Here is a 20,853-nt window from a genome sequence, read left to right as displayed (position 1 = left end):
AACCAGCCTAGAGGTTCGGGCCTGTTTTGTTCTCTGGTAGGGCAGAGCAGGCTCAGGGCTACTGAAAGCCTGCTCCGTACCGCTTTAGCGGTCGGAGTCGGGTAGTTTACATTCCCCTCTCCGATCCGGCTGATCAGCGACCCCCAAGCCGCAGTGCCGGAAGCAACCTCTAGCCCGGTTCAAACGGCTGCCCCAGAGCTGCCGGCGGCGTGGCCTTCACCGCCTGCTGGATCCAGCGCCGCAGCCGAGGTGGGATCCCGCGCAAGCCGTACTCCCACCATTCCCCAGAGGTGAGCACCAACACCAAAATCATCAACACAAAGGGAGCCACCGTAAAAACTTGGGTGGGCACGGCGCGGATGGTGGTCTGGGCAACCCCAGCGAAGGACTGCAAAATGCCGAACAGGTAGGCCCCCAGAGCTACCCGCAAGGGGTTCCAGCCACCGAAGATGACGATGGCCAAAGCAATCCAGCCATATCCTGCTGTATGTCGGTGGCTCCAGCCGGCCTTGAAATCCAGAGAAAAGGCAGCCCCCGCCAAGCCCAATAGGGATCCCCCCACAAGGGTGTAAACATAGCGCCAGAAAATGACATTGGTGCCGCGGGCAAAAGCCGCCGCCGGCTGTTCTCCCATAGCCCGCAACATCAGGCCAGGCTGAGTGCGATACAAAAAGAACCAAGTTCCCCCGATGAGCGCGTAGCTGGCGTACAGCAACAGATCCCCTCGGAACAGGAGCGGCCCCAGCAGCGGCACCTCTCTCAGGAAGGGGATGGGCAGGCTGGGCACCGTTGGCCCTGGGATCCGCACGAACGGATTGCCCAAAAAGGAAGACAAATCCGCCCCCAATAGGGTCAAGACGAAACCAATGGCAATTTGGGATCCCTTCAGGGTCAGCGAGCCAAAGGCCACGATCCCAGCAAACAGCGCTCCCACCGCGGCGGCAGCCAAAAAGCCCAATACCAAGCTTCCCGTCAGCTTGGCCACGGCGAACCCAACCATGGCCGCCAGCATGATCGTCCCCTCTGCGGAGAGGTTGATCACCCCTGCCCGCTCGGTAATGGTTTCCCCCACACAGGCGAAGACCACCGGTGTGGCGGTGGCAATGGCAGTGGAGAGAATAGCAACCAGTTGGGCAGCGGTCATTATGAGCCTGTCGAGAACTCGGGTTGGGTTAACGCATTTGCAGTTGCTGCGGGAATGCGCCTGTCGATCTGGTCATCGCCTCACCCCAACACCCAGAGCATGAAAGCCACCCCTAGGGTGACGGCACCAAACAGAGCATAGCTGATCCGGCGCAGCGGCCTCAGTTGCAGGGCATGCAGATCCTTAAGCCAGCCCAGCCCCAAGGATTCGACAAAGCGATCCAGCACCGCCTGCATAGGGTAGGCGTAAACCGATCCTTGCTCCTTAAAGTTCACCAGCACAACCAGCAGTGTAGCGTAGCCCCAGAGGAGGCCCCAGAGCACAGCGCTCAACCCGATTAAAATTGGCTCAAACATCGACTTTCCCTTGCCTTCTATAGGCATGTCCACTGCTTGCGTGAGCGGGAGACGGAGTTCTTTGAGCCTGGGGGACTTGGATCTCATTATTCCGGTTGTTTTCCCGTTGAGGCTGCCCTCCCTCAGACAAGAGCGTAGAAGGGATCCCAGCTTGCTTGCAGAGATCACGCCGGTTCTCTTCTGCCCGTCCAGGCCAGAAGATGACAAACTGGAAGTACCCGCTCGGAGTTATCTCGTCAAATCCCCATGAGTTCTCGCTACCTGCTGCCCCCCGCTGAACCCAAGTCTGTCGGTACTGCCTATATCCTCTGGGCGTTGGGCATCTTCGGGATCTGTGGCGTCCATCGCTTCTACCTGGGCAAGACTGGAACAGGCATCCTCTGGCTGTTCACCTTTGGCCTGCTGGGCTTTGGCCAGTTAATTGACCTGTTTTTGATCCCAGGCATGGTGGAGAACTACAACTTCAAGCTGGCCGTCCTGCAGGGATCCCGACCCTCCCCATCCCCAGCTTCCTCAAAAACCACCTCAGCACCTCCTCAGCCCCTCAAAGGTCAAGCTCTGATGCGGGAGATCCTGCGGCTAGCCCAACAGCGGCAAGGGATCCTCACCCTTGCGGAGATAGCTATCGACTTACCTGCCGACTTTGACGAAATTGAAAAGGCGCTGCAAGAGCTGAGCCGGCGGAGCATGGCTTTCCCCGAAAACAACCCGGTCACTGGAGCGGTAGAATACCACTTCCCTCACCTGCTGCACCGCTCCCCCGACCAACGTTCGCTCTAGATGCCCTCCTGCAAACCTCTACTGGGATCCCAGGATCCCTTGACGTTTGGCTAGCCGCATTGCCCAGCGAAAGGCCAGCAGACCCAGGCCGAAGTAGAAAATGCCGCTGGCTAGAGCCATGGCCAAGCGCACGGGATCCAAGCCCGCCTCCCGCACCATCACGTCTCGCAGCAGCCCAGCCCCCGCCGTCATGGGCAGACTTTGCCCTAGCCACCTCAGGGATCCCGGCCATTCTTCCGTGGGAGCAGCCAACAGAAAAAGCAAGCCGAATTGGCTGATAATTAAAAGCTGCTGAATTCGCTTCCAAATTAGAGCGGCGGATCCCAGCAAAAACGAGAAGCCGTAGGCCCCCAGCACCACGCTCACCAAAGGCAACACCAGAGCAGGGGGAAACCGCAACCGGCTGCCCGTCAGCAATAAGATGACGCCCAGAATGACGACGACAATGGAAAAGCGCAACACCAAGCTGGCACAAGCCCGTGCCAAGAAGAGAGTGGCTGCCGAAAATGGCGAGAGCAACACCTGCTCCAAGGTGCCTGTCTGGGCTTCCACCTGCAGGTTGAGGGCGATGTCGTTGACCACAAAAATGACCAGCGTCCAGAGCACATAGCCGATCACCACCGCATCCAACCGTTCGCCAAATTGGGAGGCAGGCCCTGCCACATATTGGGCGCCGGCAAAGAGGGCATAGAAGAAGAACGTGGTGATCAGGATCCCGCCCAGGGCCTCCGCCGGATAGCGAATGTACTGGATCCAGGCCCGCTTCAGTTCAGCCCAAAACAGGTGTATCACCGGCATCATCCTTGCCCCTCTCCCCTTTTCAACAACTCGAGGAAAATATGGGTGAGATCGGCTTCCTCTCGTTTGAGGCTGAGCAAGGGCAAAGGCTTCAAGATCTCCAGCACCTGATAGAGCATCTCTGGCGGGCCGCTGAACCGCACCCGATGGGATCCGAGAATCTCCACCCCTTGGCGGGCCAGTTGTTCAAACCTCCAGGGATCCAGCCCCTGTTCCAGCTCGATCCGGTAAGTACCGACGGCGCCGGCAAAGTGCCGGATCAACTCTCCCGTGGGGGCTTGGGCGATGATCACCCCTTGTCGAATAACGGCTACCTGATCCGAGAGCGCTTCCGCAATATCCAGTTGATGGGTGGTGAGCAAGATGGCTCGACCCGAAGCGGCAATTTGGCGGATCAGGGATTTCACCGCTTGCGCCGATTCCACATCCAACCCCAGGGTGGGCTCATCCAGCAGCAACAGGGCCGGTTGATGCAGGAGGGCGACGGCAATGGCCACCTTCTGCTGCATGCCCCGCGAAAGGGTTTGCACGGCCACATCTTGTTTCTCCTGCAGGCCAAAGGTCTCCAGCAGCTCTAACCCCCGTTGCCGAGCGGTTCTGGGGGATAGCCCCCGCAGCACACCGAAGTACTCCAGGTTCTGTAGGGGGGTCATCCGCCAGTAGAGGTTGCGATTGCCTTCCAGCACTGCCCCCACCTGGGCCAGGGCCCCCGGATCGGTATGGGGATCCCGTCCAAGAATGCGCACTGTGCCCGCGTCCGGTTGGATCAGCCCGGCAATGAGCTTGATGGTGGTGGTCTTGCCGGCCCCGTTGGGCCCCAGAAAAGCCAGGATCTCCCCTGCTGCCAGCGTCAGGGAGACATCCACCACCGCCCGCACCTCCTTGCTCCCATGCCGGTAGGTCTTCTGCAGGTGGTGGGCTTCTAGAACTTTACATGACGCGAACACGATGCAAAAAGGAGGGCAAAAGTTCAAACAGAGGAAGGCCGCCCACCCATCCCACTTTCTCACATCAGAGCATGAACCCACCCCGAGAGGGATCCAGCAGGATTCAGGAGGTTGTCAGGGCCAAACTCATTTTGTCTAGCCACTGCAAAAGGCTCTCCAGTTGCTGCGCTGCCGGTACCATCCCCAGACCCCGCACCGTCACCTTGCCCGGTTGGTAAACAAAGCGAGGCTGCAGGTGAGTGGGCAGGGCCTCTTTCAGGCGATTCCAAGCGGGCTCCTCCATGGGGGTTTCCAAAAGCACATGCTCTTTGGCCGGTTTGATGCGGGAAAAGCCCAGGGCTCGGGCCAGCACCTTCAGCTCCATTACCCGCAGCAGCTCCTGAGTGGGCTTGGGCAGGGGGCCAAAGCGGTCTTGCCATTCTTGGGCAATTTGCAACAGCTCGACCCGAGAGCCAGCAGCGGCCAGTTGTCGATAAGCCTGCATCTTTTGATCTTCGTCGGGAATATAGCTTTGCGGGATCATAGCGGTAACATTCAGGTCGATTTGCGTGTCCTCCACCTGCGGGATCTCCTGGCCGCGAATTTCTCGAATAGCCTCTTGCAGCATCTCCAGGTAAAGATCGAAGCCCACTGCATTGACTTGCCCCGATTGCTGCGTTCCCAACAGGTTGCCAATGCCGCGAATTTCCATATCCCGCATCGCCAACTGATAGCCGGATCCCAGTTGGGTAAATTCCTGAATGGCCTGGAGACGTTTGCGGGCGTCCTCGCTGAGGATCCCGTCTTCTCGATAGAACAGCCAAGCATGCGCTTGGATCCCGGCCCGGCCCACCCGCCCCCGCAGCTGGTATAGCTGAGCCAATCCAAACTCCTGAGCATTTTCAATCAAAATGGTGTTGACGCGGGGAATATCCAAACCGGATTCGATAATCGTCGTGCAGACCAGGATATCGATTTCCCCATTGTTAAAAGCCAGCATCGTTGCCTCTAGCTCCCCTTCCGGCATTTGCCCGTGGGCAATGGCAATGCGGGCGCCGGGCACCCATTCCCGCAATTTGGCGCTGGCTTCTTCGATCCCTTCGATGCGGTTGACCACATAAAACACTTGCCCACCCCGATCCAATTCCTGGCGGATGGCTGTGCGGACAACCTCAGGATTGTAGGGCGAAAGGTGAGTTTTAATGGGCCGACGGGAAGGCGGGGGAGTTTGGATCAGGCTCATTTCCCGCAGCCCCGACAAGGCCATATACAGAGTGCGGGGAATAGGGGTGGCGGTGAGGGTGAGTACATCCACCTGGGTTTTCAGCAGCTTAATCTTCTCTTTTTGGTTGACGCCAAATCGCTGCTCTTCGTCAATCACCAAAAGGCCCAAATCGCGAAATTGTACATCCTTGCCCAAAAGCTGGTGGGTGCCCACCACAACATCCAGTTCGCCGCTTTTGAGACGGGATAGGATTTCTTTTTTCTCCTCCGAGGTGCGGAAGCGGTTGAGCAGCCCCACTTGAATGGGATAGGGAGCGAAGCGCTCTTTTAAGGTGTGATAATGCTGCTGGGTGAGAATGGTGGTCGGCGCCAAAAGAGCCACTTGCTTGCCGGCGGTTACGGCCTTGAAAATGGCGCGGATGGCCACTTCCGTTTTGCCAAAACCCACATCTCCACACAGCAGCCGATCCATGGGGCGAGGGGATTCCATATCCCGCTTGATCTCTTGGACAGCGCGGAGTTGATCCGGCGTCAGGGGATAGGGGAAAGAGTCCTCCAGCTCCTGTTGCCAGGGAGAATCGGGCGGGAAGGCATAGCCTCTCTGTTCTGCGCGCTTGGCATAGAGTTCCAACAGGTCAAAGGCTACTTTTTGCAGGCTCTTTTTGACTTTTTGCTTGGTCTTTTCCCAAGTGCTGCCGGACATTTTGTGCAGGGCAGGAGGCCCATCCCCGCTGGCCCGGTAGCGGGAGAGGGAGTTGACCTGGTCGGCAGCTACCCGCAACAGGCCATCGCTGTATTGAATGACCAGATACTCGCGGGTTTCGCCCCCGATGGTGAGGGTTTCCAGGCGCAGGAATTGGCCGATGCCATGCGCCTTGTGGACAACAAAATCCCCCGGCTTGAGCAGGTTGGGATCCACCTGGCGGGAGCTGGCTTGGCGGCGCTTGCGCACATAGGTCGGGGTGGCCAGGCTGTGTTGGCCGAAAAACTCGCGGTCGGTGAGCACCACCCATCCCAGCGTGGGCAGGAGAAACCCCTCCAGATCGGCCAAGCCGGAGTACTTCAGGGCCACCGGGGTGTAAGACTGTAGCTGCCGCTCGATGGCCGGGAAGTCTTTGGGGTTGGGCACATACTGGGCGGGGCAGTCGTGTTCTTGCAGCAGAGCCACGGTGCGGGAGGGCTGAGCAGAGAGGATCCACACCTGCAACTGCTGCTTGCGGTACTCGCGCAGGGCTTTGGCCAGGGATCCAAACTGGTGGGGGATGGCGGGAACGGCCCGGCTTTTCAGGTCGATGGCGGCGGATTCTCCCGGAGTGAGAGCGGCGTGGAGCGCTATGGCACGGGCCAACAGGCGGGGGAAGGGATCCCAGTCGGGAGCATGGAGATCGAAGGGGCGGTGAAAGGGCTGCAGAGCCGGCTCCGCAACCTGGGCCTGTTTCCACTGTTCTTGGGCGTGGTAGAGCCACTGCTGGCTGTGGGCCTGGCACTGCTCTGGCTCGTCGATCAGGATGAGGGTGGTGGGATCCAGATAGCTGAGCAGATTGGCGGGAGGGGTGTAGAGCAGGCCGAGAAAACGGCGCAAGCCCTCCGGGGGGGTGGGCGACTGCTCCAACTGCTGCCGTAGGCCCTGGGAGAGCTGATCGGCTTTTTCCTGCAGAGCCGGCCAGAGGATAGGCCCATAGCCGGTGGGAGTAAGCCAAACGTGGGGGATCCCATCTTGGGAGCGCTGGCTCACCGGGTCAAACTCCCGCAGCCTCTCCAGCTCGTTGCCGAACCACTCCAGCCGCACCGGCCATTCGCAGGCCACCGGGAAAACGTCGAGAATATCGCCCCGTCGGCTCCACTGCCCCTCACTTTCCACCAAATTCACCCGCCGGTAGCCCAGACGGGTCAACTGCTGCCCCAGTTGCTGGGGAGACATCTCCAGGCCAGGTTCCAGCTTGAGACAAAAGGCCCGAAACACCTCTGGGGGGGGAAGGTGGGGTTGGAGGGCCCGCTCTGTCGCCACAATGGCCATGCCCTTCTTCCCCTGGAGGCAATCGGCCAGCACCTGAAACTGGCCCCACACCAGCTCCGGTTCCAGGTCAAAAGGTTCGTAAGGGGAAGCCTCTGAAGTAGGGTAGAGCTGCACACTCTCCCAGCCCATGCCCTCCAATTGCGCTGTCCACCGGCCCGCTTCTTCCAGCGTGGCAGTGACCACCAGCAGGGATCTTCCCTCCTGCTGGGCCAAAGCCGAGGCGATCAACCCCTTCGGGATCCGCCCTGCCCCCTGCAGATCTGCCTGTCGCCGTGATCTCAACCGGGCGGCCAACTCTTGCATCAAGCCAGATTGGGCCAGAAAGCGCACCAGCGGGATAAACGACATCTTCCACCCCACACTGCAAACTGCGATCCCAACAAGCAGGGATCCCAATTCTGGCAGGCTCCGGGGACAATCAGCAGCCGTCTGCTGGCGCTGTAGACGGGAAGTCGCCCCTTGCTGGGAATTGCTCCTCGATCTATTGGGACAACAGTTTTGTTGTTTAAAGACGAAGAAAACCAGAACCCTATGTCAATGGCCTGCCAGTTTTTGGCCGCTAGGTTCACAGAGGGCTTTTTGCTTTGTAGTCCAAATTACAAAAAAAGGTCTATATCTCACAGAATCCTAAAATTAACCTTTAGAGTCGGACGGCTTGTCGATTGTCTTAGCCAAGATTCGATGTTAGAAGGAACCACAAAGCGCGGCTTTCCCGGCCTCATCTGATGTCTGCCAGTCAGCAAGATGTTTTTCATGCCGGAGATGTAGCTGCATCAGCTGCAGCAGATGTTGTCGGAAAAAGCTGTATGGGTCAATTCATCTAAACTTGGTACAAATCATGTTTCTGGATACCGTTGCCCTTTCTCGTCTACAGTTTGCCCTCACGGCCATTTTTCACATGTTGTGGCCGGTTTTAACAACGGGGATGGCCATTTACCTTGTTGTTATTGAGGGACTTTGGCTGAAAACCCGCAACCTAGATTACTACCGTCACGCCCGTTTCTGGTCAAAACTCTATGTGTTGAACTTTGGTATTGGCGTGGCCTCAGGCTTGCCGATGGCCTTTCAGTTTGGCATGAACTGGGCGCCCTTCTCCGAAGCAGTGGGAGATTTTTTCGGCACCATCCTGGGGTTTGAAGGCACGATGGCTTTTATGCTGGAGGCCAGCTTTCTGGGGATCATGCTGTTCGGCTGGGATCGCGTGCCGCCGGTGATTCACTGGATCTCGACGATCCTGGTAGCTTTTGGTGCCAACCTATCCACCTTTTGGATCCTGACGGCCAACTCTTGGCTGCAGACACCGGCAGGTGGTGTATTTGTGGATGGGAAGTTTGTGGTGCGGGACTACCTGCAAGCAATCGTCAACCCCTTCATGGTCAATAGCTTTCTGCACATGTTCTTTGCCACCTTGGAAACCTCTTTGTTTGTAATCGGTGGCATCAGTGCTTGGTACATTCTCAATCGGCGGCACAGCGAGTTTTTCTCCCGCTCCCTCAAAGTGGTCTTGGCGATGGCCCTGGTGGTTGCCCCCCTGCAGGTGTATATCGGCCATTTGAGCGCAGAGCAAGTGTATCGCTATCAGCCGGCCAAGCTGGCGGCCATGGAGGCCCAGTGGGAGACGATCCCTGCCGGCGAGCGGGCAGACTGGAGCCTGTTGGCTGTGCCCAACGACCGCAAAGAGCGCAACGAGTGGGAGGTGAAGATCCCCGGCGCGCTGGGCTATCTGCTGGAGTTTAAGCCCCGCTTGGATCGACCCATTCAAGGACTCAAAAGCTGGGATCCCCAAAATCGTCCCCACATGGTCGGCCTGATCTACTACTCCTTCAGAACGATGGTGGCCATTGGTCTTTTTCTGGCCGGGCTTATCGGAGTCACCCTTGTCCAATGGCTGAGAGGCAAGCTATCGGCAGAAGCCCTTTCTCAGCAGAAATGGCTGATGAGAGCTTGGGTCTTCGCAGGGCCCTTGGGATATATCGCCGTCGAGACCGGTTGGATCGTTCGCTGTGTGGGTCGGCAGCCCTGGATTGTGTATGGACAACTGCGCACGGTGGACTCGGTTTCACCGCTGCCGGCAGGAGAAGTGTTGTTCTCCTTGATCGGCTTGACCATCTTGTACACCGTGTTTTTCGTGGCCGCCCTTTACTTTGGCAGCCGCATCATCCGCGAAGGGCCAAACCTGGAGTTGCCCGCCCCTGTCCCGGCAACGCAGCCGGTGATCGTGGTCGAGCCTGCCCGCCACGAGCCGGATCGCCGTCCTGCAGAAGCTCGGTAGCAGCAGTTTGGTAGCCATCTAACTGGTGACTCCAAGTAGCAACAGGGCAACGTAGCAGGCCCATTCCCCACAGCAGTGAAACCCTTCGCTACGTCAACTCCCAACTTCCCTTCCCTAGAGGGAGAGGGACTGGGGATCGCCATCGGGAACTGTCTCGCACTGGTCAGAAATACTCAAAGCAGAGGGAACAGCGATGGAATCTTTTGAGCCTTTACAGCGGTTTCTGCCCCAGGTTTGGTTTTTTATCCTGGGCCTATTCCTATTTCTCTACGTTCTGCTGGACGGGTTTGATCTGGGAGTTGGTATCCTCTCCCTGACGGCCTCCAGCGAGACGCGGCGCAGCATTCTCATGACCAGCTTGGGCAATGTTTGGGATGCCAACGAGACGTGGCTGGTGTTGATGGGGGGATCCCTATTTGGATCTTTTCCTCTCGCCTACGCCACCATTCTCAATGCCCTCTACATACCCTTGGTGATCATGGTGGTGGGCCTGATCTTGCGGGCCGTTTCCTTCGAGTTTCGGGAGAACGCCGACAACAAGCTGGTGTGGAACATCGCCTTCGGGGTGGGCAGCTTTTTGGCGGCCTTGGGTCAAGGGTTTGCCTTGGGCAGCGTCTTCGAAGGGATCCGCGTGGACGAAGCCGGCCACTTTGCCGGCAGCCCCTGGGATTGGCTGACCTGGCGCACGCTGTTGGTGGCTCTTACTTTGATCCAGGGCTATGTGTTAATCGGCTCAGCCTACCTAATCGTTAAGACCACCGGCGAGCTTCAGGAAACCTACTACAAGACGGCAACCATCGCCACCTGGACAACTTTACTGGGGGCAGTGTTTATCACCATCAGCACTCCTATCATGTCCGAGCAGGCGCGTGCTCAGCTTTTCTCGCCCCCTCTTTTCTACATCTTTGCTGCCATCCCAGTTCTGGGACTTTTGTTGGTGGCGTTGTTGCTGCGCAGCCTGCGCCGGCGGGAAGAAAATAGCGTTTTGGTTTACACTTTTTTGATCTTTGCGCTTTCTTTTATCGGCTTGGGGTTCATGGTCTTCCCCAACATCATCCCCCCCAGCGTCACCATCTACGAAGCGGCAGCCTCCCCCAGCTCGCTGGTGTTTATGCTCACCTTTATTGGCTTTCTGATCCCGGTTATCTTGTCCTACAACATCTACAACTACGTGGTGTTCCGGGGCAAGATCGTGGTGCAGGAAGTGGCGGCGGAAGAGGCCAAAGTTCCAGAGGCAGTTTAAGCTGGCCTGAGGATGCAGCAATAACCCCGCCCGGTGATGGGCGGGGCAATTTTTTAGGTGCAATCGAACGTCTACAGAGAAAGGCTCTCACTCTCTCTTGAGCCATTGCCGGATCTGCTCGGCAGCTACATCGCGACCTCCCAACCCAAAAGCCAACGCCACCGCCACGGCAATCGCCCCCAGAACCAGACCAAAAGCCAACACCACAATGTCGGTGGCCACGCCCATCTGCTGCAGGGCCATGGCGCCAACAAAAACCAAGATAGCCACCCGCGCCGCCTGGGCCAGTACCCCTGAGGAAGGGCTACCCAAGCTCTTGATCATAGAGTGGGCCAAATTGGCCAAATAAAGACCGATCCCAAACACCAGGGCGCCGATGAGCACCCGACCGGAAATCAGCAACAGCCCCTGCACAATGTCGGTTAGGGCGGCAAACTGCAGCAACTCCACTGCCGGCACCGCCCCAAACAAGACCACGCCTACCCAGACCACCAAGCCGGCGATCTCGGAGGGAGTGCGACGTTTGGCAGCGGGATCCCCTTCAGGCTCAGGAGCAGCGGCCAGGGGCAAGCCCAGCCCCGCGACCAGACGGTCAAAACCCACCGCCTGCAGCAACTGGGTTACCAAGCTGGCCAAAAATTGCCCCAGCAAGTAAAAGACGGCCAGGATCAAAGCGGATCCCGCGATCATGGGAATGGCCCGCAACACCTGCTCCAGCATCGCCACCGCCGGATCGGAGATGGCCCGAATTTCCAAGGCATTCAGCGCCGCAATCACCGCCGGGATCAACACCAAGACATACACCACCGTCCCGACGATCTGGGCCAACTGGGGAACGCCAAAGCGTGCCCCCAACCGATTTGCCCCTGCTGCCACCAACAAATTGGAGACGATCCCACGCACGATGCGGGCCAAAAACCAGCCCACCACACCGATGATCAGCGCCCCCAAAATCCGCGGCACCATCGACAGCAACTGATCCAGCAGGTTTTGCACCGGCTGCAGCGGCCCCTGCAGGTTCAGGGTATCCAGGATGATCGGCAAAAAGAACAGCAGAATCAGCCAGTAAAGGGCATTGCCCAAAGTTTCATTCAGCAGGAAAGGGGTGACCTCTGTACCTCCCTCTTGGCCGGTCGGGGTTCCTTCTGCACCTGCCTCACCGGCAGTGCTTTCCTGCTGTAGAGGCCGGGCCAACTGCTCATCGAGGTTGAAACGCCGCAGCCCCTGGATGACTGCCAGCCGAGCAACAGTGGCCACCGCCCAGCCCACAGCCAGCAGCACCAGCGCCCCACCCACCCGTGGCAGATAAACGAAGATTTCCCCCAAAAACCTGTTGAGCGGATCGGAGACAGCTTGAAGCTGCAGGGCATTCAGTACCGCCACCAACACAAAAGCAAGAATCACCCAGTAGACGGCAGCGGCCACCCAGCGCTCCGTTTGGGGCAGCTTCTCGCCGGGCTTTTGGCCCAAAACCCAAGCAGCCAAGCGATTGTCCAGTTGCGTCCTTTTGAGCAGTCCTCTAACGCCGAAGGCTACTGCCGTGGCCACTATCCAACCCAGAATTAAGATGGCAATCGCCGCAAGGAGATTGGGCATAAAATCGATAAGCCTAGACCAAAGACTGACGACAAAAGAGATGGCCTCATCTCCAATGGTGTTTCCAGAGGTGTCCATAATGATCCTCACAGCTTGAAAATGCTCAGGATGGACAGATAACAAGTGTAGGTTAACCTGAAGTGTTTTTTCAGGCAAGTTGGCCAAAGGGGGAATATGATATGAAAAATATATATTGAGGCAGAAATATCGGATCTCGAAATAAAACTTCACATTCTATTAACCCAAGGGCTCCAGCCATCAGTCAAAGCTCCGATGGGCCATCGAACGGCAAGGATCGAATTCAAGTTGTTGATACCGCAGATTATAGCTTTTCCCCACCGAGCAGGAGCTTTGTAGATTAAGTCAGGATCTCTGTTGTGCGATGGATGCGGCTGCATTGGCTAGAGTCAGTGTTGCTGGGAGGAACTGTAGCGGGCAGTTTGCATCCACAGAATGAGAGCATTTTGATGACCTATATAAAGAATCAAACGGGCAATCGACACTCGGTCAATGGGTTGGATCCCCTGTAGCCTTGATATGCTTAGCCTATTGGCTTGCTCACTGTCTGGCCTAAGGTGTATCCCGAAATACGTTTGCAGTTCTTCAATTTACAATTGACGCTTTTCTAAATCGGTTTCTTCCAATACACCAGCGCATCTTCTCCGTTGTAATACCCCTTGCGACGTCCCAGCCGTTGAAACCCTGCCGATTCGTACAGGCGGATTGCCGCTTGATTGGAAGCCTTTACCTCCAGAGTGGCCCAGCGGCAGCCTGCTGCTCTCGCTTGGTTCAGCAGTTCTTCCAGAATCCGCCGGCCCAAGCCCTGTCGTCGGTACTCGGGATCCACCGCCAAGGAGATGATATGCGCTTCTTCTTCAATGCGCCAGAGAATGCCGAAGCCCACCAGCTCTTTTGTCGTCTGCGTCGGCGAAGTGGGGTTTGGAGAGGGAAGGGGAAACTCGGTTCGGCCCGAGCCACACGAAGCGCCAACGGCAGCGGGTTCCGCCACTACCCCAATCACCGTGCTTGTGGGTCGTTCCAGCTCCGCTCGATATCCCTGTTCTCCCCAGTATCCCCCATAGCACCGCCGATCCAGCTCCAGCAGTTGGGGCAGGGCAGTGATGTCCAACAGCTGCAGCCGATAACTCGTACCGCTCATGGTGGCCTAGTCTCGCAATTCGCAGAATTCCGCCAACAACAACTGCCCCAAGGGATCGTCATCGGGAGCCGCGTAGGGCAAGGCTCTGCGGCTGATGCTCAAGATTTTGCCCCCCGATTGGGGATGGTGCTCCGCACCGCTTTCGCGAACAGGCTTGAGTTCGTAGTCGATCCCTTCGGTGAAGCCGGCTTCCTGTAGGTAGTCTTGGGCGGCTTTGAGGATCCCTTCTCGCAGTTGCGCTTTGACCGCAGGGGCCATGAGGTGGCGAACAAACCACTGGGCGCTGGCGGGATCCACCTCGGCCAGGTATTGGAGGGCAGGGGTCAACACAGCAGGGCGCTCTTGAGGGGACAAGCCGTTCACCTGCTGAGCTACCGCGGGCACATCCCGCCGTTGCATGGCCTGGATCAGGGCTTGTGTGGCTGGAGAAAATGAGGGATCCTGCGCTTGGCTCATGGCTGGGGGTACCAGAGGGATTCGAGGGTGCGGACAAGGGCTGCTGCTTCGAAAGGAGAGGGAGCAGTCGGCAGACAGACGGTCACATGGCCCAGTTTTCGCCCTGGGCGGGCAGGGGTTTTGTGGTACCAATGCACCGTGGCATTGGGGAGCTGGGCCAGGCGCTGCCGCTTTTCTGGGTAATCGCCGGTGGCATGCTCATAGCCCAAGAGATTGACCATCACTGCCCCCCCACACTTGAGGGAGGGATCCCCCAAAGGCAGGCCGAGGATGGCCCGCAGGTGTTGCTCGAATTGTGAGGTGTGGCAGGCTTCCAGGGTGTAGTGGCCGGAATTGTGGACCCGCGGCGAGATTTCGTTGATCCAGATCCCGGCCTTGGGGTGGGGCGGCGGCACCCAGAACAGCTCGATGCCAAACACGCCAACTGCACCCAATTTTTCCATCAGATCGGCTGCCAAGCGCCGGATCTCGGCCTCGGTGGTTGGGGGGATGCGGGCAGGCACCAGGACATGGCGGCAGATTTGCTCAATCTGCACAGTTTCCACCACCGGATAAACCCGGATCTCTCCCTTCAGCCCCCGCGCCACCATCACCGCCAGCTCCCGCTCGAACGGGATCCATTCCTCCAGCAATAGCGGGATCCCCTCAGATTGGCTAAGGGCCTGCTGCAAAGCCGCTCGCTCGTGCAAGATGCGGGTGCCCTGCCCATCGTAGCCCTGCCGCCGTCGCTTGAGCACCACCGGAAAGCCCAGTCCAGCCAGGTCTGCCGAATCCAACACCGCCTCCAGCGGAAAAAAAGTCGGCACCGGCAACCCCAACCGCGCCAGGAACTGCCGTTGGTGCAACTTGTCCAGCAGCGGCTCTAGCATGCTGGGGCTGGGACGAAAGCGGGATCCCTCCGGATCCAGTTTTTTCAGCTCCGGCAGAGGGATAAACTCGTTTTCAAAAGTAACCACCGGGCAGCGCTCCAACAACTGGGCCGTGGCCTGGCTGTCGGCTGTGGATCCCCAAACCACCCCATCGGCCACTGCCACCGCCGGATCGGTGGGAGCAGCAGCCTGCACCACCAGCGGGATCCCCATCTGGCGAGCTGCCAAGGCCAACATCTGCGCCAACTGCCCGCCGCCAATCACCCCCACAGGTTGGGATCTCTGGTCTTTTGAGGATACCTGGGTTTCCACAGCCGTACCGTTATACTGGGTGGTGGGCCGCTGTCCATTGCTTCTTGGATCCAGAACCCCATTATGGAACCCCTTGCCCCCCAGCGCTAGGAGAAAAACGGTGGAACCCTCTCAACCCTCTGAGCTGAGAGCTCTAATCAACCGGGCTTTGGCGGACAAAGTCTTGACTCGCGCCGAGCAACAGCAGATTCTCAGTGCCGTCATGGCCGATCAAGAAATTTCCCCAGAAGAGCACGAACTGCTGGAATCGATTGTGGAGCGCCTAAACAGTGGCGAGATCCGCGCTGTCGATTGAGCCCTGCCTTAAGACTGAGAGTGTCCCTAGGATTTTGGAGAATTGGATCCCAGTCTGTCCTTCGGCGCTGGGTATTCAGTCTGCAATGCTTGGGTCAATCCCGGTGGGTGGATCGCCTAGAATAATCCACAACCCACCTCTTTCTGCTGCCATGAGTTCTCACTCTTCAGATTGGTTCACGCGGGCTCGCCACATTTTTTACGGCACGGCCACCGCTTTGGTGGAGATCCTGCAAGACCCGGAAAAGCGCACCGAAAACCTCAACCGCCTTTCGATGGACTTGGGACAACTGGCGGCGGAGCTGGAGCAAAAGGGAGAGTTGATCGAGCAGGAGGCAGTTCGTTACGTTGAGAGTCTCAGGGATCCGGGCGCCAACGCCCCCTCGGCAAGTCCTGACTCTGAAGCGCCTGTCGAGAATGCTCCCCCGACACCAGCTTCCTCCCCCAACAAGCCGGCTATCTCCAGAGAAGAGATGGCTGAGTTGATGGAGCTGATCCATCAGATTGAGTCCTTGCGCCTGGATTTGGAGCGGTTGCGCACCTCGTCCTGAGTCCTGTGCGGTTCGATATCCTTACCCTTTTCCCCGAATTTTTTGAAACGCCGCTGCGCATTGGGCTGGTGGGCAAAGCCCTACAGCAGGGGATCGCCGAAGTCCACTGCACCAATCCACGCGACTTCGCCACCGATAAGCACCGCCGTGTCGATGATGAGCCCTACGGGGGTGGGGTGGGCATGGTGCTCAAGCCAGAGCCTTTCTTCGCTGCTGTCGCCTCCCTGCCCCGGCTGGATCCCTGCGAGATCATTCTGCTGACGCCCCAGGGGCAACCGCTAAACCAGGCGCTGCTGCAGGAGCTGGCCCAGAAGGCGCAGCTGATCCTGCTGTGTGGCCAGTACGAAGGCTTTGACGAGCGCATCCGACAATACCTGGCCACCCGCGAGGTGTCGCTGGGGGATTTTGTCCTGACCGGGGGGGAAATTCCGGCGCTGGCCCTGATCAACGGCGTGGTGCGGCTCTTGCCGGGCACCGTAGGCAAGGTAGACTCGTTAAAGAGGGAAAGCTTCGAGGCGGGGCTGCTGGACTATCCTCAGTACACCCGCCCGCCAGAGTTTCAGGGGTACAAGGTGCCGCCAGTACTCCTCTCAGGCGACCATCAAGCCATTGCCCGTTGGCGTCTGCAGCAGCAGCTGGTTCGAACCTGGCAAAGGCGGCCAGACCTGTTGGCCAAGCGCCCCTTGACCGCTGAAGAGCAGCAGTTGTTGGTAGAGGGGCTGGCGGAGCAGCACCCTCGTGTAAACGAAGCGGAGAAATAAATCATGCTCGGCAAGCTTCTCAACCGTCTCCTGAATCCATCGCCCGTCTGCTGGCGTGGGATCCCCTCGCCCCCAGCACTGCTCCTGGTGGGGATGGCCTTGAGCTCGGTTCTGAGCGGCTCTGGGGTGGCCCTGGCCCAAAGCGGAAGTGTCAACGATGCCATTCGCCGCGACAGCAATCCCCCTCTGTTGGATGGCACCAGCATCAACGTCAACGATCTCTTCCGGGCTGCCGACTTCCTCTCCCGCCAGAATGCTGCTTCCCGCTGGGACGGCAAGGCCAGCGTTGATGCTGCTGTGGAGCAATTTAACCAATCCCGCCGCCGCTCCCTCCCGCTTTCTCCCGCTTCCTTGGCACCTGAGCCCACCCCCACTCCCTAAGGTTGGATCCCATTCCCGGTAAATCTGTTAGGATCGCAAAGCCGATCCCGTGCCTGCTGAAATGCGGTACACCGTTTTCGGGATCCATTAGGAGAACACCGCCGTGGTTAAGAGCACCCCCTCCAGCAAAGCCGATACGGAACAGCGTTTGGATCCCGCCAGCCGGGGTCACTCCAAAGACAGTTCCACCGCACCCAAAGGGATCCCGGGTTTTATTCAAGAGACCCGCACAGAATTAAGCAAGATTGTTTGGCCGAGCCGCCGGCAATTGATCGGCGAGTCGGTAGGGGTCTTACTGATTGTGTTGGCTTTTGCTTCCTTCATCTACCTGGTCGATCAAGTGTTTGCTTGGGTAGCCACTCAGCTGTTCTTGTGATGTTCTGTCCTGAGGGGCAAGAGAGTCATGTTCAAGGATGGCTACAGGGAGGATGTGAGGTGATGAGGCCAGAGCAGCAGCGAAAACGTCGTGGGGGCCGTGTGGAGCACTTTGAGCCTGCAGACGCGATCCCGGAACCAGACGAGGGGGAAGGTCAAGAGCGTCGCAACCTGCGCTGGTACGCCGTGCAGGTGGCTTCCGGCTGCGAGAACAAAGTGAAGAGCACCCTGATGCAACGGGCGGCTGCTTTGGATGTGGCGGATCAAATTGTCGAGGTGGTGATCCCGAAGCGAACGGGCTTCAAGCTGGATCGAACCGGCAAGCGCCAGGAGCAAGAGGAGAAGATTTTTCCCGGCTATGTCCTGGTACGCATGGACATGAACGACGACACTTGGATGGTGGTGAAAACAACCCCCAACGTGATCAACTTTGTCGGCACCGAAGAAAAGCGGGCCTACGGTCGCGGTCGGGGGCATGTTACACCGCGTCCCCTCAGCCAAAGCGAAGTCCAGCGCATCTTCAGCAGCGTCGAGGTGGAGGAAGTGCCCCTCAAAATCGACATGGCCCCTGGGGATCGCATCGAGGTGCTATCCGGCCCCTTCCAGGGTTTCTACGGCGAGGTGGTGGAGGTCAGCCCAGAACGGGGCAAGCTCAAGGCGTTGATCTCGATTTTCGGGCGCGATACCCCGGTAGAATTAGAGTTTGGTCAAGTGCGAAAAGAGGTGTAACTGCGTTTCATGGCTAAGAAGTTGGTGGCCGTGGTCAAGTTGGCCATTCAGGCGGGCAAGGCCACCCCCGCTCCCCCCATTGGCCCAGCCTTGGGTCAACACGGGGTCAACATCATGGCCTTTTGTAAGGAGTACAACGCCAAGACGGCGGATCAGGCCGGGATGGTGGTGCCTGTTGAAATCTCCATCTTCGAGGATCGCAGCTTTACCTTCGTCCTCAAGACGCCGCCGGCTTCGGTGTTGATCAAGAAGGCTCTGGGCATTGAGTCTGGCTCCAGCGAGCCCCACAAAACCAAGGTGGGATCCCTGACCCGAGCTCAACTGCGCCAGATCGCCGAGCAGAAGCTGCCGGATTTGAATGCCCACGATGTGGAGGCGGCCATGAAAATTATTGCCGGAACTGCTCGCAGCATGGGGGTGACGGTGGTGGATTGATGGAGGGATCCCTTGCCCTATCTGAGGTGTTCACGGTCTTGAAAAAGTTGTTCTAGCAAACCACTGTGGGGGAGAGAAGTTCTCGCCAGTACCCCGAGGAGAAACGATGGCTCGAAAACTTTCCAAACGTATGCAGGCTTTGCGGGAGAAGGTGAAGCCCATTGCCTATGCTCCCGAAGCCGCTTTGGCCCTGATGAAGGAGACGGCCACCGCCAAATTTGAGGAGGCGGCAGAGGTTCACATCCGCCTGGGGATCGATCCCAAGTACGCCGACCAACAACTGCGCACCACCGTGGTCTTGCCCAGGGGCACCGGCCAAGAAATCCGAGTGGCGGTGATTGCCCGCGGCGAGAAAGTGGTGGAGGCCCAAAATGCAGGGGCGGATCGGGTTGGCTATGAAGACCTGATCGAGGAAATCAGCAAGGGCATGATGGATTTTGACCTTCTGATCGCCACCCCCGATGTGATGCCCCAGGTGGCTAAGCTGGGGCGGCTGTTGGGGCCGCGCGGCCTCATGCCCTCTCCCAAGGGGGGAACGGTAACCATGGATCTGGCCCAAGCGATTAAGGAGTTCAAGGCCGGCAAGCTGGAGTACCGGGCGGATCGCACCGGCATTGTGCATTTGATCTTCGGCAAGTGCAAGTTCCCCGTCGAAGCTCTGCTGGAGAACCTAAAGGCAGTGCAGGAGTCCATCGATCGCAACCGTCCCTCTGGAGCCAAGGGCAAGTATTGGCGAACCCTACATGTTTCTGCTACAATGGGCCCCTCGATTGAGGTTGATATCAATGCCCTGCGGGAGCTGAAGTTGGCGACCTGAGCCTGGCTTCGGCGCTGCGATGGGTTGAAAAGGGTTTGAGTGAGTGTAATTTGGAGGAGGATCCCGGCAGAACATCTTTCCCCAGTCGAATAGCAAGCCGAAGACAGCAGGTGCCCGCGGGCTTAATGTCCTGCCGAGGTTTGAGCGAAGTTCAAAGGGATCCCTTCTTGGATCGCTTTTGATGGTGCGCTTATCTCCATGCGTCTCGGCCACGGCTGGGACGCATTCTGTTTGGCAGAACCCAGATTCACCACCCGTTAACCCTGGGTGACCATTGACAACAAAGGAGGTGAGCGCATGGGCAAGCAACCTTTAGCGAAGAAAGCGGAGATCGTCGATAAAGTCCGATCCCTGCTGCAGGCCAGCCAAATGGTGCTGGTGATCGACTACAAGGGGCTGACCGTTGCGGAGATGGACCAACTGCGGGCAGAGCTGCGCAAGTCGGATTCGGTTTGCATGGTTGTTAAGAATACCCTGATGCGGCGAGCCATCGCCGACCAAAAAGCTTGGGCAGGGATCATTCCCTTTTTGGCGGGGCCGACGGCCTTTATCTTGATTCGGGGCGATATTTCAGCCGCCCTGAAGGCGTATCAAGATTTTGCCAAGCAAACCAAGAAAACCGAGTTCCGCGGTGCTGGCATTGAAGGGCTATCCCTGACCTTGGAGCAGGCCAAGGCCATCGCCGAGCTACCGCCCAAGGAAGTGCTCATGGCCCAAGTGGCGGGCAGCCTCAAGTCGGTGGCCACCGGCCTGGCGGTCGGGCTCAATGCTGTGCCCACGCAAGTGGCGCGCGGTATCCACGAGATCCCAGCCTCTCTGGGGCGGGCCATCCGGGCCATTGCCGACAAAGAGGCTGCCTAAAGGGCTTCGGTTCATCAGCCCAAACCTATGTCATCCATTCCATTACCCCTTAAGGAGAAACCATCATGCCTTCAGAGCGCGTTGCAAAGATTTTGGAAGATTTGAAAGCTTTGAGCTTGCTGGAAGCTTCCGAGCTGGTGAAAGCCATCGAAGAAACCTTTGGCGTCAGTGCAGCAGCCCCAGCCGGCGGTATGGTTATGGCAGCTCCCGTGGCAGCAGCGGCGGCAGCTCCGGCGGCAGCCCCTGAGCCGGTGGAAGAGCAAACTGCCTTTGATGTCATCCTCGAGGCTGTGCCAGCCGACAAGAAGATCGCCATCCTCAAGGTGGTGCGCGAGTTGACCGGCTTGGGTCTGAAGGATGCCAAAGATCTGGTCGAGGCGGCTCCCAAACCCGTCAAAGAAGGGGTTGCCAAAGAGGAAGCCAACGACATCAAGAAAAAGCTGGAAGAAGCCGGCGCCACCGTCAAGATCAAGTAGTTCCAGTTACGAGGGGAGCGC

Annotated in this window: 22 protein-coding genes and 1 other annotated feature; of the genes, 13 read left to right on the top strand and 9 right to left on the bottom strand. The window is 58.3% G+C overall.

From position 1 onward, the window contains the following. Nucleotides 1-169: 169 nt before the first annotated feature. The gene (locus tag NW840_RS05245) at nucleotides 170-1,144 is read right to left on the bottom strand and encodes an ABC transporter permease (protein WP_414342803.1); all 975 of its coding nucleotides are present in this window, start codon (nucleotides 1,142-1,144) and stop codon (nucleotides 170-172) included. An 80-nt stretch (nucleotides 1,145-1,224) separates the two neighbouring features. Next, a complete protein-coding gene (locus tag NW840_RS05240) occupies nucleotides 1,225-1,500 on the bottom strand; it encodes a hypothetical protein (protein WP_041436392.1) in 276 nt (91 codons plus the stop codon). 246 nt (nucleotides 1,501-1,746) lie between these two features. On the opposite strand from NW840_RS05240, the gene NW840_RS05235 reads away from it, so the two are divergent. Next, on the top strand, nucleotides 1,747-2,280 hold the full coding sequence (locus tag NW840_RS05235) for a TM2 domain-containing protein (RefSeq protein ID WP_414342801.1): 534 nt from the start codon (nucleotides 1,747-1,749) through the stop codon (nucleotides 2,278-2,280). 18 nt (nucleotides 2,281-2,298) lie between these two features. Here NW840_RS05235 and NW840_RS05230 read toward each other — a convergent pair whose 3' ends face one another. From NW840_RS05230 to mfd, 3 genes are all read right to left on the bottom strand, one after another. Next, on the bottom strand, nucleotides 2,299-3,081 hold the full coding sequence (locus NW840_RS05230; RefSeq protein ID WP_414342799.1) for an ABC transporter permease: 783 nt from the start codon (nucleotides 3,079-3,081) through the stop codon (nucleotides 2,299-2,301). Next, nucleotides 3,078-4,025, bottom strand: a complete 948-nt coding sequence (locus NW840_RS05225; RefSeq protein WP_414342796.1) for an ABC transporter ATP-binding protein — start codon at nucleotides 4,023-4,025, stop codon at nucleotides 3,078-3,080. The genes NW840_RS05230 and NW840_RS05225 overlap by 4 nt, the downstream gene beginning before the upstream one ends. A 103-nt stretch (nucleotides 4,026-4,128) precedes the next feature. After that, nucleotides 4,129-7,593: a transcription-repair coupling factor gene (mfd, locus tag NW840_RS05220; RefSeq protein ID WP_414342795.1), complete on the bottom strand. Its 3,465-nt coding sequence runs from the start codon at nucleotides 7,591-7,593 to the stop codon at nucleotides 4,129-4,131. Between the two features lie 490 nt (nucleotides 7,594-8,083). Between mfd and NW840_RS05215 the strand changes: the two genes are divergently transcribed. Further along, nucleotides 8,084-9,517, top strand: a complete 1,434-nt coding sequence (locus NW840_RS05215) for a cytochrome ubiquinol oxidase subunit I (protein WP_414342793.1) — start codon at nucleotides 8,084-8,086, stop codon at nucleotides 9,515-9,517. 193 nt (nucleotides 9,518-9,710) lie between these two features. Beyond that, nucleotides 9,711-10,760 (top strand): cytochrome d ubiquinol oxidase subunit II, encoded by a 1,050-nt coding sequence (gene cydB / locus NW840_RS05210; protein ID WP_414342791.1) that lies wholly within the window; start codon nucleotides 9,711-9,713, stop codon nucleotides 10,758-10,760. An 87-nt stretch (nucleotides 10,761-10,847) separates the two neighbouring features. Here cydB and NW840_RS05205 read toward each other — a convergent pair whose 3' ends face one another. The 4 genes from NW840_RS05205 to NW840_RS05190 all read right to left on the bottom strand — a co-directional run bounded on the left by NW840_RS05205 (nucleotide 10,848) and on the right by NW840_RS05190 (nucleotide 15,110). After that, entirely contained in the window at nucleotides 10,848-12,434 is a 1,587-nt protein-coding gene (locus NW840_RS05205) for a mechanosensitive ion channel (RefSeq protein WP_414342789.1), read from the bottom strand. A gap of 547 nt (nucleotides 12,435-12,981) precedes the next feature. After that, entirely contained in the window at nucleotides 12,982-13,515 is a 534-nt protein-coding gene (gene rimI, locus NW840_RS05200; RefSeq protein WP_414342786.1) for a ribosomal protein S18-alanine N-acetyltransferase, read from the bottom strand. A gap of 6 nt (nucleotides 13,516-13,521) precedes the next feature. Continuing rightward, on the bottom strand, nucleotides 13,522-13,971 hold the full coding sequence (locus NW840_RS05195; protein WP_414342784.1) for a hypothetical protein: 450 nt from the start codon (nucleotides 13,969-13,971) through the stop codon (nucleotides 13,522-13,524). Beyond that, nucleotides 13,968-15,110 (bottom strand): 5-(carboxyamino)imidazole ribonucleotide synthase, encoded by a 1,143-nt coding sequence (locus NW840_RS05190; RefSeq protein ID WP_414342781.1) that lies wholly within the window; start codon nucleotides 15,108-15,110, stop codon nucleotides 13,968-13,970. The genes NW840_RS05195 and NW840_RS05190 overlap by 4 nt, the downstream gene beginning before the upstream one ends. 142 nt (nucleotides 15,111-15,252) lie before the next feature. Here NW840_RS05190 and NW840_RS05185 point away from each other — a divergent pair, with 142 nt between their 5' ends. From NW840_RS05185 to rplL, 10 genes are all read left to right on the top strand, one after another. Next, nucleotides 15,253-15,447, top strand: coding sequence for a hypothetical protein (locus NW840_RS05185; RefSeq protein WP_414329471.1), 195 nt, complete (start codon nucleotides 15,253-15,255; stop codon nucleotides 15,445-15,447). Nucleotides 15,448-15,598: 151 nt separating this feature from the next. Further along, nucleotides 15,599-15,997: a hypothetical protein gene (locus NW840_RS05180; protein ID WP_414342778.1), complete on the top strand. Its 399-nt coding sequence runs from the start codon at nucleotides 15,599-15,601 to the stop codon at nucleotides 15,995-15,997. A 5-nt stretch (nucleotides 15,998-16,002) separates the two neighbouring features. Next, nucleotides 16,003-16,758: a tRNA (guanosine(37)-N1)-methyltransferase TrmD gene (trmD, locus tag NW840_RS05175; RefSeq protein WP_414342776.1), complete on the top strand. Its 756-nt coding sequence runs from the start codon at nucleotides 16,003-16,005 to the stop codon at nucleotides 16,756-16,758. A gap of 3 nt (nucleotides 16,759-16,761) precedes the next feature. Continuing rightward, on the top strand, nucleotides 16,762-17,139 hold the full coding sequence (locus NW840_RS05170; protein ID WP_414342775.1) for a hypothetical protein: 378 nt from the start codon (nucleotides 16,762-16,764) through the stop codon (nucleotides 17,137-17,139). A 103-nt stretch (nucleotides 17,140-17,242) separates the two neighbouring features. Beyond that, entirely contained in the window at nucleotides 17,243-17,515 is a 273-nt protein-coding gene (secE, locus tag NW840_RS05165) for a preprotein translocase subunit SecE (protein ID WP_011432847.1), read from the top strand. A gap of 62 nt (nucleotides 17,516-17,577) precedes the next feature. Further along, the gene (nusG, locus tag NW840_RS05160; RefSeq protein WP_414342805.1) at nucleotides 17,578-18,243 is read left to right on the top strand and encodes a transcription termination/antitermination protein NusG; all 666 of its coding nucleotides are present in this window, start codon (nucleotides 17,578-17,580) and stop codon (nucleotides 18,241-18,243) included. A 9-nt stretch (nucleotides 18,244-18,252) separates the two neighbouring features. After that, nucleotides 18,253-18,678 carry a 50S ribosomal protein L11 gene (gene rplK, locus NW840_RS05155; protein ID WP_011432849.1) on the top strand — a complete coding sequence of 142 codons (426 nt, stop codon included), beginning with the start codon at nucleotides 18,253-18,255 and terminating at the stop codon, nucleotides 18,676-18,678. Nucleotides 18,679-18,784: 106 nt separating this feature from the next. Further along, nucleotides 18,785-19,495: a 50S ribosomal protein L1 gene (gene rplA, locus NW840_RS05150; protein ID WP_011432850.1), complete on the top strand. Its 711-nt coding sequence runs from the start codon at nucleotides 18,785-18,787 to the stop codon at nucleotides 19,493-19,495. 79 nt (nucleotides 19,496-19,574) lie between these two features. After that, nucleotides 19,575-19,734 (top strand) — a sequence feature (ribosomal protein L10 leader region). A 58-nt stretch (nucleotides 19,735-19,792) separates the two neighbouring features. Next, on the top strand, nucleotides 19,793-20,356 hold the full coding sequence (rplJ, locus tag NW840_RS05145; RefSeq protein WP_011432851.1) for a 50S ribosomal protein L10: 564 nt from the start codon (nucleotides 19,793-19,795) through the stop codon (nucleotides 20,354-20,356). A gap of 65 nt (nucleotides 20,357-20,421) precedes the next feature. Further along, the gene (rplL, locus tag NW840_RS05140; RefSeq protein WP_414342772.1) at nucleotides 20,422-20,832 is read left to right on the top strand and encodes a 50S ribosomal protein L7/L12; all 411 of its coding nucleotides are present in this window, start codon (nucleotides 20,422-20,424) and stop codon (nucleotides 20,830-20,832) included. Nucleotides 20,833-20,853 lie beyond the last annotated feature (21 nt).

It is taken from the genome of Synechococcus sp. R5-13, from assembly GCF_047462015.1.
In the GTDB taxonomy this organism is placed as follows: Bacteria; Cyanobacteriota; Cyanobacteriia; order Thermostichales; family Thermostichaceae; genus Thermostichus.
This window is presented reverse-complemented; position numbering and strand designations above follow the sequence as displayed.